Source organism: Gordonia malaquae NBRC 108250 (assembly GCF_000344135.1).
Taxonomy (GTDB): domain Bacteria; phylum Actinomycetota; class Actinomycetes; order Mycobacteriales; family Mycobacteriaceae; genus Gordonia; species Gordonia malaquae.
The window spans coordinates 60,543-72,791 of sequence record NZ_BAOP01000029.1 but is presented as its reverse complement, the minus strand read 5'-3'; the positions used below and the strand labels follow the sequence as shown (position 1 = coordinate 72,791).

Below are 12,249 nucleotides of genomic sequence, written 5' to 3'. Positions count from 1 at the left end.
CTCGGCGGCAACCAGACCCACCAACACCACCACCAGAATCTCGCGACCCGGTGAAGAAGTTGGAGGAAGTTTGTCCTTCGCGGCCTGGCCGCTCGGACTCGACATAAGTTACGCATCGTGGAACTGGACGTCAAATCTGCAGGTCAGGAAGGTGGCCGGGCGACGCTCGCGGATTCTTGCAACGATGGCTCCATGAACCAGGTGCTTTCAGGCCTCGCGTCGCGACTGTTTCTCGACGCCGCACGTCCCTTGGTCGATTCGCGGATCGCCGCATCAAGCCGGCCGTTCGACGGCGGTGAGCCGCTCCGGCCCTATCCGTCGTCTCGGCTCTGGTCGGTCGTTCACTACGGAGTGTTCGTCCCGCGCCTTCCCGATCCCTATCGCTACGTGAACACGATGACGTTCATCGGCCCGACGGGTACCGAAGCGTTCGACAACGACGAACTCGCGACCTCCGACGTTCGTGGACTCGCCACAGTGCTGTCGTCCACCGCATCGAACGATCAGCATCACTACGCCGGCTACGACTCCCGCACGGACTGCGACTTCGCCGCGGACGGCTCGATCCTGCGGTGGGGCGATGACCTGACGCTCACCATCGACGGCGAGCACGTTCGTGTGGCTGGACGGTACGAGACGTTCGAGGTCGATCTGGATCTTCAACTGACCGACCAGGTGTCGTACTTCGTACGCACTCCCATCTACCAACACCTGAGCCTGCTCGCTCCGTATACGGGAACGATCCGCGATTCGACGGGGTCCACCGCGGTTTCGGGTCTGGGGACTTTTGAGTACGCCAGGGCGATGGGACACCAGGCGGCGGTGTCGAAGGCTCTCCCGAGCGCTTTGAAACTCCCCGTCGATCTGTTCACGTACCAGGTGATCGAGCTCGACGAACGGTCTCAGCTCCTTCTCACCGACGTCCAGGCTCGCGGCCGCACGGCGTGCCGTCTCCTTCATGTACGTGTCCTCGGCGAGGAGACGTCGGTCTATGAGGACGTCACGTTCGAGGTGACCGCCTGGGATCGGCCGCAGACCGACCGGTGGGGCCGGACCATGCGCGTTCCGCAGACGATGCGCTGGACGGTTCGAGACGGGGCCTCTGTGGTGTTCCGGATCGACGCGACAGTCGACAGTCCGCTCCGGTTCGGTCATGGCCGGGGGTACGTCTCCGCCTACTCGTACGACGGCGTCTTCCGGGGCGCCCCGGTGGCCGGTTCGGGCTACATGGAGTGGGTCGACACACGGAGCATCGGCAGCAGGTAGTCGCGAGCCACGGCCGCGAGCTGGTCGGCGTCGTCGAGGTCGACCAACCCGCCGGGTGTCGTGACGAACGACCCGGCGATGCGGGCGATCATCTCGGCGGCCATGTCGGGGTCGACGCCTGCGTCGAGATTGCCCGCCCGTTGTTCGCTCCGCAAGGCTTGTGCGACGAAGGCGCTGACCACGTACATGTTGCGCCCGTCGCCACCGCCGACGAGCCCGGGGACCAGTGCGGGGTCGTCGTCGATGAGGCGTTTGATCAACGGGTTCGACCAGATCCTCTGCACCGACGTGACGAAACCCGTCACGACGCGGTCGGCCAGCGATTCCGACTCCGCCATCGCCTGCGTGAAGTAGCGGAAGTACGCCTCGAGTTCACGGCCGATGACTTCGTCGACGAGCGCGTCTTTGCTCTCGAACTTGCGGTAGATGGTGATCCTCGAGGTGCCTGCGCGTTTTGCCACGTCTTCCATGGACGTTCGCGCGATGCCGTCGATGCAGAACTGATGAAACGCTGCGTCGACGAGCTTGTCGCGTGTCGCGTCGACTGGACGTGGGCCCACCCCCTCCATCGCACGTCGTGTCGCGCGCTCGATCAACGATCGCGGAGCCCCGTTCTCGTCTGCCGTCATCGCGTCGACCCTACCCTTTCCGACCAACTCCTTGTGATCGTCATCACGAGGTGCTATCCATGTTACAGATCGAGATGATTTGTTACATCGGCATCTGTCGGGGATGCGTACGGAGGGTATGAGCATGGAGCATGTGACACGACGCAACGTGTTGAAGGCGACGGCCGGAGCAGGGGCACTACTGGCGGCAGGGTCGGCGACACCGTGGACCTGGTCGCCCGCCGGGTCGGTTCCGGGAACCGGTACCGGAGCCGATCCCAAGAAGGCTTGGGACCCCGAACCAGACGAACTGATCGCCGACGTCTACAAACGCGGCGACGTCGGAAAGGTCAACCGCGCGCTGCGGGCGTGGACGAAGAACGAGCAGCCGCTCCCCGCGGGCTTGTCGGGTGATCTGCGCGACTTCGTCGAACGTTCTCGACGCCTCCCGGCCTGGGCCGATCGCGACAAGCTCGCCGACGCAGTGACGTTCAACCAGAAGCGCGGCACGTATCTCGGCGCCCTGTACGGCTTCGCCAGCGGCATGATGAGCGCCGTCATCCCGCATGAGGCCAGGGCCGTCTACTACTCGCGAGGCGGCGCACAGATGAAGGACCGAATCTCCAAGACGGCGAAACTCGGCTACGACATCGGCTCGCTGAACGCATATGCGCCATCCGGGGAGATGTCGGTGACCTGCGTGAAGACCCGCTTGATTCATTCGGCCGTCCGGCACCTCCTCCCCCAGTCAGCACACTGGTCGAGCGTGTCGGGTCAAACGGTGCCGATCACACAGGCCGACATGATGGTCACGTGGCACAGTCTGCCGACCACTGTCATGCGCATGCTGAACCGGTGGCAGGTACCGCTCAAACACGCCGAGTCGGAGGGCTTCCTGCATTCATGGCAGGTGGCCGGCCACATGCTCGGCATCGAGGACCAGTACATCCCTGCGACGTGGGCCACCGCTGAGACTCAGGCGAAGCAGGTTCTCGACCCCGTGCTGAAGGCGACGCCCGAGGGAATCGAGATCGCCGACATGCTGCGCGATCTCGGCATGCAGCTCGATCTGACACTCCTCAGCCGCGGCGTGCTCGGGTCACTCACCCGTTTCATGCTCGGCGACAAGATCGCGAACGACCTGCGTATTCCGCGCGAACCCGTGTGGGATCCGCTCTTGAACGCCGCATGGGGGCCGTTCACCTTGGTCCGCGAGGGCGTGCTTCAGGCCGGTATGCCGAAGGAGGCGTACTGGACGTTCGACGAGATGCTCCGCCAGTTCGTGCTGTTGTACATGGCGGAGTTGCGCATGCCGATCAGCATCGAGTTGCCCGGTGGCAACAATCCGCACTACAAGTAGGACCGGACAGACGACTCGGCCCCGCACTCGATGACGAGCGCGGGGCCGAAACGGCGGTCACTTCCCGACCGGGACTCCCAGCATCGTCGCGAGCGGGTTGACGATGAACGACGGTCCGAGTTCACGCAGTGCGCCTGCGGTGACGAATGTGCTCGGGGTGGTCTTGACGTCGCACCCGGACGCGACAGGCACACCCGCCATCCGACGATCGAGCCAAGACAGTGCGGCCGGCCCGCCGAGGATCAGTTCGATCCCGTGAGTCGAACTGATCTGGGGAATCGGATTCGGCGGCAGCTGTTCCCGTCGGTACGTCACTCGGCCGCCCGCCCGGCAGTACGAGCGGACGAGCTTGTCAGTACCCGTGATCGGCGCGACCTCTTCGGTGATTCCGTTGTAGATGTAGAGGGGCACTGTGCTTCCACGCCCGGTGACTCCGCGCGCCGCGATGGTCTTCTTGATCACCGGGTCCCGCAGGACCACGTTCACCGGCTTGGTCAGGAAGTTCCGGTAGTCGAACCACAGGTTCTCGACGATGTTCTCGACGACGCACCGGCTCAGGGTGCGCTTGATCTTGGCCTTGCCCGCAGGTGTCAGGTACTTGTTCAGCGCCTTCGTGAACTCCGACGAGTCCTTGCCGAGCGCACCGAGCGCAATCGGGATCAGTCCGGCGAGCGGGGTGAAGTTGACCGACTTCAACGACGCAGCGAGATCACGCTCGGGCGCGCCGAACGCTGCGCCGACGATGTTCAGTTCGGGCGCGTAGGTCGGCTGTTCCTCGACGGCCCAACTACTGGCGATCGCTCCGCCGGAGTATCCCCAGAGCGCGGTGGGGCTCGACGTCGACAGTCCGGACTTCGCGAACGACTGCGCAGCGCGGACACCGTCGAGCACCGCGTATCCGGGCTGATGCGGGGTGAGGAACGTGTTGCGGGATCCACCGTGATCGGGAATCGCGACCGCCCAGCCCTTGGCGAGGCCCGCCGACGCCAGCAGCATCTCGGCCGCCGGATTGTTCAGTGTGACCGGCCCCTTCGGCGTTGTCAGGTCGATGGGCGCGCCCTTGGTCAGCTGGTACGACGGTGCACACGTCGAGTCGACAGCGTCGGTCGCCGCTTGGTAGGAGAGGAGCTTCGACGGCCGCTTGCCCCGGGGAACAATGACCGTGGTGGACGTGACGTCGGGAGCGCCGTTCATATCCGTCGTCCGATACAGCAGCTGCCACGAATCGGCGTTGAGCGGGAGCGCCTGCAGGCTCTTCACCGCAACACGCCGAGACCGGATGACGGTTCCCGGTTTCAGATCGGCGACGCCGGCCGGGACCGCGAAGAATCCAGTCGTCGGCTGATGCGGAGCTGCCGACGACTGTGGCGTTCCCGTCACCGGAGCGATCGCGAGCGCCAGCGCTGCGACCGCGGTCGGCACGACCCACCGAGTCAGTGTTCTCACCATCTGAAGATCCTCCCCATCGACACCATCATGGGCGGCCCCGATGCCACCATAAATAGACATGATGTGTATCTATGGAGCGATAGAATGCCATCGACCGATGTCGAAGTCAATGGAAGGACGTGGCCGACTTGGCCAAGGGCGCACCGACCCGCACCCGCACTGTCGCGTCGATCATGAGCGCAGGTTGGGATCTGTTCGCGAACAAGGGGTTTCACGCTACGTCGATCGACCAGATCTGCTCGGCGGCGGCGCTGTCACGAGGTACGTTCTACCTGCACTTCAAGAACAAGGAAGCCCTGTTCCTCGCCTTGTTCGAACAACACGCGGAGCGGGAGGTGGCGCGGATCGAGAGCGCCATCACCAGCTCCGCAGGCGACGTGGACGCCGCATTGCTGTCGACCCTCGAGTCCCTTTTCGCCAACAGCGAGGAGTCGCGCCGATGGGCGATGGTGTCGACGGAGTTCACGCTCGCCGCCGCACGCGATCCGGCATTGGCCGAACGGCTTACCGCCTTCGAGGACGCATTGGCCGCTCGTCTAGAGAGCGCTCTGGCGCCGATCCTCGAGCGATCAGGCGCCGGCGCGGCAAGGGCCGCACTCCTTCCGACATTCATTGTCGCGCTTCACGAAGGACTCATGCTGCAGCAGGTAGTCACCCGTGATCGATCACTGACGCGGGCTGTCCTCACAGAGTTCCTCCCGCAGGCCCTCGGCCCGCGTCAGTGAGGCTCCACGTGCGTGAGCGCGAGGTCGACGACGTCCGCACGGTCTGATGCGTCAAGCGCCCGCACATCGGCGATCGGCATCCACACGGCGCGTTCCGTGGTTCCGTCGATCTCAGTGGTGCCCAGGACACCGCCGGTGATAGTTCCCGCGAACACGAACCGCTGCAGTCGGACCGGCCCTCTCGTCGCCGAGGCCGGAACCGCGGAGTGGTCGGAATCGAGCATCGCGCCCAGTTCGATGCGGTATCCGGTCTCTTCGTAAACCTCCCGAACCGCGGCATCGTGCAGCGACTCGTCGAATTCGACTCCACCGCCGGGCATCGTCCAGCACGGAGCCTGCGTCGCCGTTCCCCGAAACCGCGACAGCAGGATCTGTCCGCGGTCGGTGAGAAGTACGTACGACGCCAGGCGAGTGTGGTACTCGGTGAAATGCATGCACCCAGGCTATCCGGCAAGCGCGCAGGTCAGCCTTTCTCGCGCGCGAGGTTCGCCATTCTGCCCGTCACGGAGTACCAGTCCCCGTCCCCGTCGGCGAAGACCTCGTCGAGCATCACCATCTGCGTGTGTGTGAGACGTCGCTCGAGGTCGGAGCCCGCGTCCGTCGCAGTGAGCCGCCGCACCCGCCGATCACCCGGATCCGAGGCATTGACCACGAGGCCACGTACCTCGAGGTCCTTGATCGGCCGATGGAGAGCCTGTTTGGTGACGTCGAGGAGTGCCACCAGTTCCCCGATGGACATGCCGGGACGGCGGCATACGAAGTAGAGGACTCGATGATGCGTACGGCCCAGTCCGCTCGCCGCCAGGATCTCGTCCGGAAGAGCCGTGAACGCGCGATAGCCGAAGTACAGGTCTTCGATCGCCTGGCGGAGCACCGCCTCACGATTTTGGTCAAACATCTTGACGAACCTCCCGGAACCGCGCAGAATCACGGCAACCTGATTGACCTATTGGCGAAAGAGGATGACCATGCCGACGTTCTCCGATCGTATCGACGGCCTCCGCCCCTCACCCATCCGAACCGTCCTGAGTGTTGTCGACCGCCCCGGAATGGTGTCCTTCGCGGGCGGCCTGCCTGCCGCTGCTGCACTTCCCGCCTGGTCCGGCAGTGTCGGCCCCGAGACCTTGCAATACGGCGCCAGCGAAGGCGAGCCCGCGTTGCGACGCGCAGTCGCCGACCACCTCCATGCCCTCGGGGTCGACACCACCGCCGATCGGGTGATCATCCTCAGCGGCAGCCAGCAGGGAATCGACCTCGTCGCAAAACTGATGATCGACGCGGGAACGATCACCGCCGTCGACGACCCGACATATCTCGCCGCACTTCAGGTTCTTCGCCTGTACGGCGCGGACTTCACCGGACTGGACGACACGGGACTCGCCGACGCGTCGCTGGCGTACGTCGTCCCCACCTTCGCCAACCCGACCGGAGCATGCGCATCGGGCCCCGAGCGCGACCGCATCGCCGACACATGTCGCGAGAACGGAACCGTCCTGTTCGAAGACGACCCGTACCGCGAGCTGGCATACGCGGACGTCGACCGGACCCCGATCGTCGCGCGAATGCACGGCGCCTCCTGGATCTACCAGGGATCGTTCTCCAAGACCTTCGCCCCTGGCCTCCGGCTCGGCTTCATGACGGCGTCACCCGACCTGTTCGACCGTCTGGTCATGCTCAAGCAGGCCGTCGACCTGCACAGTTCACGCCTGTCCCAGCAGATAGTCCTCGACGCGATCACCGGATCCGGTTGGCAGGATCGTCTCGACTCCCTTGTGGACTTCTATCGCGATCGACGGGACGGGTTCGACGAGCTGCTCCGCACGTACTTCGCCGACCTGGCCGACTGGACCAGCCCGCCGGGTGGACTGTTCTTCTGGCTCCGACTGCGCGAGCCCATGGACACCCGCCGCCTTCTCGACGAGGCCGTCGGCCGCGGCGTCGCATTCATGCCCGGCGAGGAGTTCTACGCGGGTCCGCCGACGCTGGGGACCATGCGCTTGAACTTCAGCCACGCCGACCACGACGACGCCGACCGCGGACTGCGCATCCTGGCCGACTTGGTCGCCGAACGCTTCGATCGGCGCGGATCGTGAGGCAAGATGTGCGGATGAACCTCTGGCAGGGCGAGCAGGCATTCACATCGCGTCCCAACAAGATCGTCAGCATCGACGGCGCAGCACAGCGCAAGGTGGTCGGACGCAAGTCGCTCTGCGACTGGAAGCCCGAAGCGCGTGGGCACGACGCGCTCGCAACGATCCTGGCGCAGAACACGATTCGTGATCAGCGACTCTTACCGCTTCGCCACGGCCGAATGGCGGCGACCCCGTGGACCTACTACCGCGGCGCCGCGGCTGTGATGGCCGCCGACCTCGCGTCGTCGCCGAACACCGGCATCACTGTTCAACTCTGCGGTGACGCGCATGTCCTCAATTTCGGTCTCTGGAAGACCCCCGAACGGAACCTCGCATTCGACCTGCGTGACTTCGACGAGACGCTCCCCGGCCCGTTCGAATGGGACGTCAAGCGCTTCCTCGCCAGCCTGGTGATCCTCGCCAGGTCGAACGGCGTCGAGAAGCATGCGAAGGCGGCCGTCGCCGCGGGCTTCGCAGGCTACCGGGACTGGATCGCGCGCTACTCGACGTGGCCGGAGATCGACATCTGGTACGACAGCGTCAGCACCGAGCAACTCCTCGACTATGCGACCGACGACGACGATCACAAACTGGACAAGCTGATCGAGAAGCGCGCCGAGAAGCGTTCGAGCCGAGGCGCGTTCCGCAAGCTGACCGACGTCGTCGACGGCGTCCAACGCATCACCGAAGACCCTCCGTACCGAACACACGCCCTCCGGGATCACGTGGGTGAGCTCGAATCGATCATCACTCAATACCAGGAGTCGGTGCCCGACCACATCTCCTCCCTGTGGTCGCGTTTCGACCTCGTCGACGCGGTACAGCAGGTGGTCGGCGTCGGCAGCGTCGGCATGCGCGTGTTCCTGACCCTGAGCGAGGAGCGCCGCACCGGCGACCCGATGTTCCTGCAGGTCAAGCAGGCCGCACCGTCGGTGTACGAGCAGTTCCTCGGGGAGAGCCCGTATGCCAATCACGGCTCCAGGGTGATCCACGGGCAGCGCATGATCCAGAGCGCGACCGACATGTTCGTCGGATGGACGTCGATCGGCGACGACACCGACCAGCGCATGGACTTCTACGTCCGTCAGTTCCGCGACGGCAAGGTGATTCCGAAGGGCGAGATGATCGCGCCGCGCCTGTCACAGTTCGCGACCGCATGCGGCCACGTACTCGCCCGCGCCCACGCCCGCAGCGGTGACGTCCAGGCGATCCACGACTACCTCGGCAGCTCCGACAAGGCAGCCGACGCCTTCGGCCGTTTCGCGTTCGCCTACGCGGATCAGAACGACCGAGACCACGCACAACTCGCGAAGGCCGTCGAAGACGGCGCCGTCGACGCTGTCGAAGGGTGGCCGGGCCAGTAGTCACTGCGCCCACGGCGGAACAAGGTGGGCACCGGAGTCGAGCATCGTCGCGGTCATGCCCAGAGTTGTCGTCACCCAGGCGCAAGCGGGCCGCCCCGAGTTGTTGCTGACACGAAAGGTCGCTCCCGCGGGTACGAGAACTGCATCTCCGGCGACCGCGGCGAAGCCCTCTTCGTCGATCTCCACATCGAGTACGCCGTCGACGACGTACAGGACCTCCTCGCGGCTCATCGTGTGCGCATGGCCCGGCGTCCACGGACGGAAGTCGGCGCGCCACGCGGCCAGGGACGTCGATCCGGTCGAACTCGACACGAATGAGGTGAATTCGACTCCGTGGATGTCGAAACGGCGCGCATTCGTGGTGGTCAGGTGCGTCATTGCAAACCTCCAATAGACAATGTGGTTGACGAATAGTAGTCAACCACATTGTCGATATCGAGATATGCTGATTCCATGAATTCCGACGACTCCGCCGCCCCCTTCCTCCTGATGCGGGCCTTCCGCAGCCTCGTCGACGCCGTTCACGAACATCTCGCCGACCACGGCTTCCCCGGAGTCCGTGCCACACACGGCTTCGCCCTCCAGGCGATAGGCACCGGGTGCACCAGTGTCGATCTCGCCGCGCGCCTCGGCGTGTCCAAGCAGGCTGCGACGAAAACGGCGCAGTCGTTGGAATCACTAGGACTCATCGAACGACGGCAGAACCAACACGATCGCCGCGAACGAGTGATCACCGTCAGCGCTCGGGGGCATCGGCTGCTTGAGCTCTCGGCCGACCGATTCCGACACGAAATCAGTCAATGGCGAGCCGCTGCCGGAGACGACGCGGTGGCCACGACTCTCGCGACCCTGACCATCGTCAGCGCAAGCGGACGCTCCGACACCGATCTGTCGGACTGGGCGTGAGGACGCCTGTCGGCACTCGCGCCGACCCGCAGGGCTCGAAAGCCCAACACTGCTCCGCCGCCAGGACTCGAACCTGGCCGCTGAACTGAGTCGTTTCAGTTGGACTACCTGCAGATATTGACGTTAACTGTGCAGGTGACAGAGACTCTACATGTGGACACGAGCGGGCACAACAACCCACAGTCAAACTCATGTAGTGCACGGACCGTGCACGATGGCTAGGGCACGCTCGGCGAAGCGCCGCACGTTCGGCAAGCTCCGCCAGCTGCCGAGCGGCCGGTACCAGGCGTCATATCCCGACCCGCGCGGGTCCGGCCGCTACTACACGGCACCGCACACGTACGACGCGAAGATCGACGCCGAGGGTTGGCTCGCCGCCGAGTCCCGCCTGATCCAACTCGGCGAATGGACTCCGCCGGCCGAGCGATCCGAGACCAAGGCCGCGTCGCTCGTCATGTTCGGCGAGTACGCCGAACAGTGGCTCGTCGAGCGCGACCTCACTCCCAAGACGCGATCGCTCTATCGCGGACTGCTAGACAGCCGCATCCTCCCGACGATGCGCGACGAGTACCTGTCCGACCTCTCCCCCGCTCTCATCCGCACCTGGTGGGCAGGACTCGGGAGTGAGTACCCGACGCGCTCCGCGCACGCGTACCAACTGCTGAGGTCCATCCTCAACACGGCAGTCGACGACCACCTGATCGTCGAGAACCCGTGCAAGATCAAGGGCGCCGGGCAGGCCCCGAAGCGCCGCGATCACGAGATCCTGACTCCGGCCGAGCTCGACGACGTGTACGCCGCCATGCCGAAGTCGTACCGTGCCGCGGTCCTCGTCGCCGCATGGGCCGGTCTCCGATTCGGCGAACTGATCGAACTACGCCGCAAGAACGTGGTCCGCGAGAACGGTGTGGTCTCGCTCCGCATCCGCCGCGCTGCGACGCTCGTGGACGGGCAGATCGTCGTCGGCAACACCAAGACCGAAGCGGGTGCCCGCGATGTCGTCCTGCCGCCGCACATCGCGACGATCCTCGAGGCGCACATCACCGAGTACGTCGGCCCCGGCCCTGAGTCGCTGCTGTTCCGCACCACGCGCGGCAAACGGTTGTCACAGTCGGCGTTCACGAAAACGTTCAAGGCAGCGCTACCCGCCGGCAAGAAGAACGTCCGCGTCCACGATCTTCGCCACACCGGTGCCGTGCTCGCCGCGCAGGCCGGTGCGACAGTCAGGGAGCTCATGGGTCGTCTCGGCCACACGACGCCGGCGGTCGCGATGAACTATCAGCACATCGCCGCGGGTCGGGATGCATCGGTCGCAGCTGCGATGAGCGCGCTCGTCGCGAAGCCGGACGAGGACTCCGAATAGCACTATCGGCGTGTCGGTCGGCATGTCGTGTCCCCCATTCAGATGAACTGTCTCGCGTTGCGGAGTAGGGGGAGCTAGGGAGCTTCTCGGCTCCGACTCCACGCTGCCCGGGATCTCGACATTACGGCTGGTCTTTGCATATAGCGCACCGAACAGCCCCCTCCGCGTACGCCGTGCCTACGGAGACGAGTATGTCCTTGTGTTGCCTACGGGACGCCGCGAGAGGTGACCGAGAGGTCATCTTGAGGCGTGCGCGTTGCGCATTTACTCGGACGAGCTCCGGGCACACCTGTGGAATCCGACCCTGACAATGCCGGTGAACTCTGATCTACTTTTGGACAGTCCCAAGGAATCCCCCCGAGGAAATCCGTGGACGGACTTGACCCAATCAAATACAGGGGAAGCGCCGACGCTCAATCTTGGCGGATCCGACGTCGACGCTTCCCTACACCAACACCCGGAGGTGTCAGAGTGAGCGTACCGACCTATCTCTCGATTCGTGCAGCAGCCGAGAAGAGCGGCTTCAGCGAGAAGACAGTTCGACGCCGCATTGCGGACGGTTCAATCCCTGCTACACGCATCGGACCAAGGTCAATCCGAATCCGTGAGGATGACCTCGCGGCATGGCTCCGCGGATCCGCGGCCTGATCGCCATGCCATTGTTCAGCGATGGGCATCGGCAATCTTCGCGCGCTGATCGCTACGAGGAAATCGCTGACACTGAAGATCTCGGTCTCGACTACCCACTCGACGTCGACAACACCGACGATCTACGCCGCTAGATTCGGCGGCATTCTTTCGCAGTTCCAAAGGCTCCTGACCGCTCCTGTTGGAAACTGAACCGCCCCCGGCCCGAAATGATATTTCGGGAAACCCGGGGGCAGGAATGGAATCACACCAGATGTCCAAGGACAATCCTACTTCGCGTACCCAAAATCCGCCCGATCATTCCTATGATCCCGATCTCGGCCCCGACGCCCAACTACATGCCGAAGCTCGAGCGCGTGGATACCGCCTGGCGGTCCGCTGCAGAGTCTGCCGGTCGTGGTTGGTGGCCGATCGCAGTGTCGCCGAGC

The 12,249-nt window shown here is 64.6% G+C and carries 14 protein-coding genes; 9 read left to right on the top strand and 5 right to left on the bottom strand.

Annotated elements, in window-relative coordinates:
- The first annotated feature begins 192 nt into the window (after window positions 1-192).
- Entirely contained in the window at window positions 193-1,266 is a 1,074-nt protein-coding gene (locus GM1_RS16600; protein ID WP_008380730.1) for a DUF6670 family protein, read from the top strand.
- On the opposite strand, the gene GM1_RS16595 is transcribed toward GM1_RS16600, so the two are convergent.
- On the bottom strand, window positions 1,224-1,895 hold the full coding sequence (locus GM1_RS16595) for a TetR/AcrR family transcriptional regulator (RefSeq protein ID WP_040520460.1): 672 nt from the start codon (window positions 1,893-1,895) through the stop codon (window positions 1,224-1,226). The genes GM1_RS16600 and GM1_RS16595 overlap by 43 nt on opposite strands.
- Before the next feature lie 124 nt (window positions 1,896-2,019).
- On the opposite strand from GM1_RS16595, the gene GM1_RS16590 reads away from it, so the two are divergent.
- Window positions 2,020-3,234, top strand: coding sequence for an oxygenase MpaB family protein (locus GM1_RS16590; protein ID WP_008380728.1), 1,215 nt, complete (start codon window positions 2,020-2,022; stop codon window positions 3,232-3,234).
- A gap of 57 nt (window positions 3,235-3,291) precedes the next feature.
- Here GM1_RS16590 and GM1_RS16585 read toward each other — a convergent pair whose 3' ends face one another.
- Complete coding sequence (locus GM1_RS16585; RefSeq protein WP_008380727.1) at window positions 3,292-4,683, bottom strand: lipase family protein; 1,392 nt, start codon at window positions 4,681-4,683, stop codon at window positions 3,292-3,294.
- Window positions 4,684-4,802: 119 nt separating this feature from the next.
- On the opposite strand from GM1_RS16585, the gene GM1_RS16580 reads away from it, so the two are divergent.
- Complete coding sequence (locus GM1_RS16580; protein ID WP_008380726.1) at window positions 4,803-5,408, top strand: TetR/AcrR family transcriptional regulator; 606 nt, start codon at window positions 4,803-4,805, stop codon at window positions 5,406-5,408.
- On the opposite strand, the gene GM1_RS16575 is transcribed toward GM1_RS16580, so the two are convergent.
- Together GM1_RS16575 and GM1_RS16570 are read right to left on the bottom strand one after the other, a co-directional pair.
- Complete coding sequence (locus GM1_RS16575; protein WP_008380725.1) at window positions 5,402-5,842, bottom strand: NUDIX hydrolase; 441 nt, start codon at window positions 5,840-5,842, stop codon at window positions 5,402-5,404. The genes GM1_RS16580 and GM1_RS16575 overlap by 7 nt on opposite strands.
- A 29-nt stretch (window positions 5,843-5,871) precedes the next feature.
- Window positions 5,872-6,306 (bottom strand): MarR family winged helix-turn-helix transcriptional regulator, encoded by a 435-nt coding sequence (locus GM1_RS16570; RefSeq protein ID WP_040520477.1) that lies wholly within the window; start codon window positions 6,304-6,306, stop codon window positions 5,872-5,874.
- A 70-nt stretch (window positions 6,307-6,376) separates the two neighbouring features.
- On the opposite strand from GM1_RS16570, the gene GM1_RS16565 reads away from it, so the two are divergent.
- A complete protein-coding gene (locus GM1_RS16565; protein WP_008380721.1) occupies window positions 6,377-7,501 on the top strand; it encodes an aminotransferase-like domain-containing protein in 1,125 nt (374 codons plus the stop codon).
- Window positions 7,502-7,515: 14 nt separating this feature from the next.
- Complete coding sequence (locus GM1_RS16560) at window positions 7,516-8,904, top strand: DUF2252 domain-containing protein (protein ID WP_008380719.1); 1,389 nt, start codon at window positions 7,516-7,518, stop codon at window positions 8,902-8,904.
- Here the strand turns inward: GM1_RS16560 and GM1_RS16555 are convergent, their stop codons facing one another.
- On the bottom strand, window positions 8,905-9,282 hold the full coding sequence (locus tag GM1_RS16555) for a cupin domain-containing protein (protein WP_008380718.1): 378 nt from the start codon (window positions 9,280-9,282) through the stop codon (window positions 8,905-8,907).
- A 75-nt stretch (window positions 9,283-9,357) separates the two neighbouring features.
- Between GM1_RS16555 and GM1_RS16550 the strand changes: the two genes are divergently transcribed.
- The 4 genes from GM1_RS16550 to GM1_RS22415 all read left to right on the top strand — a co-directional run bounded on the left by GM1_RS16550 (window position 9,358) and on the right by GM1_RS22415 (window position 11,955).
- Entirely contained in the window at window positions 9,358-9,810 is a 453-nt protein-coding gene (locus tag GM1_RS16550) for a MarR family winged helix-turn-helix transcriptional regulator (protein WP_008380716.1), read from the top strand.
- A gap of 214 nt (window positions 9,811-10,024) precedes the next feature.
- Complete coding sequence (locus tag GM1_RS16545) at window positions 10,025-11,173, top strand: tyrosine-type recombinase/integrase (RefSeq protein WP_008380715.1); 1,149 nt, start codon at window positions 10,025-10,027, stop codon at window positions 11,171-11,173.
- 369 nt (window positions 11,174-11,542) lie between these two features.
- Window positions 11,543-11,821 carry a helix-turn-helix domain-containing protein gene (locus GM1_RS23225; protein ID WP_306302658.1) on the top strand — a complete coding sequence of 93 codons (279 nt, stop codon included), beginning with the start codon at window positions 11,543-11,545 and terminating at the stop codon, window positions 11,819-11,821.
- Window positions 11,797-11,955, top strand: coding sequence for a hypothetical protein (locus GM1_RS22415; protein ID WP_008380713.1), 159 nt, complete (start codon window positions 11,797-11,799; stop codon window positions 11,953-11,955). The genes GM1_RS23225 and GM1_RS22415 overlap by 25 nt, the downstream gene beginning before the upstream one ends.
- Window positions 11,956-12,249: the final 294 nt, after the last annotated feature.

Coding starts and splice junctions, on each gene's coding strand:
- GM1_RS16600 (WP_008380730.1), top strand. CDS start 193: ATGAACCAGGTGCTTTCAGGCCTCGCGTCGCGACTGTTTCTCGACGCC.
- GM1_RS16595 (WP_040520460.1), bottom strand. CDS start 1,895: ATGACGGCAGACGAGAACGGGGCTCCGCGATCGTTGATCGAGCGCGCG.
- GM1_RS16590 (WP_008380728.1), top strand. CDS start 2,020: ATGGAGCATGTGACACGACGCAACGTGTTGAAGGCGACGGCCGGAGCA.
- GM1_RS16585 (WP_008380727.1), bottom strand. CDS start 4,683: ATGGTGAGAACACTGACTCGGTGGGTCGTGCCGACCGCGGTCGCAGCG.
- GM1_RS16575 (WP_008380725.1), bottom strand. CDS start 5,842: ATGCATTTCACCGAGTACCACACTCGCCTGGCGTCGTACGTACTTCTC.
- GM1_RS16570 (WP_040520477.1), bottom strand. CDS start 6,306: ATGTTTGACCAAAATCGTGAGGCGGTGCTCCGCCAGGCGATCGAAGAC.
- GM1_RS16565 (WP_008380721.1), top strand. CDS start 6,377: ATGCCGACGTTCTCCGATCGTATCGACGGCCTCCGCCCCTCACCCATC.
- GM1_RS16560 (WP_008380719.1), top strand. CDS start 7,516: ATGAACCTCTGGCAGGGCGAGCAGGCATTCACATCGCGTCCCAACAAG.
- GM1_RS16555 (WP_008380718.1), bottom strand. CDS start 9,282: ATGACGCACCTGACCACCACGAATGCGCGCCGTTTCGACATCCACGGA.
- GM1_RS16550 (WP_008380716.1), top strand. CDS start 9,358: ATGAATTCCGACGACTCCGCCGCCCCCTTCCTCCTGATGCGGGCCTTC.
- GM1_RS16545 (WP_008380715.1), top strand. CDS start 10,025: ATGGCTAGGGCACGCTCGGCGAAGCGCCGCACGTTCGGCAAGCTCCGC.
- GM1_RS22415 (WP_008380713.1), top strand. CDS start 11,797: ATGGCTCCGCGGATCCGCGGCCTGATCGCCATGCCATTGTTCAGCGAT.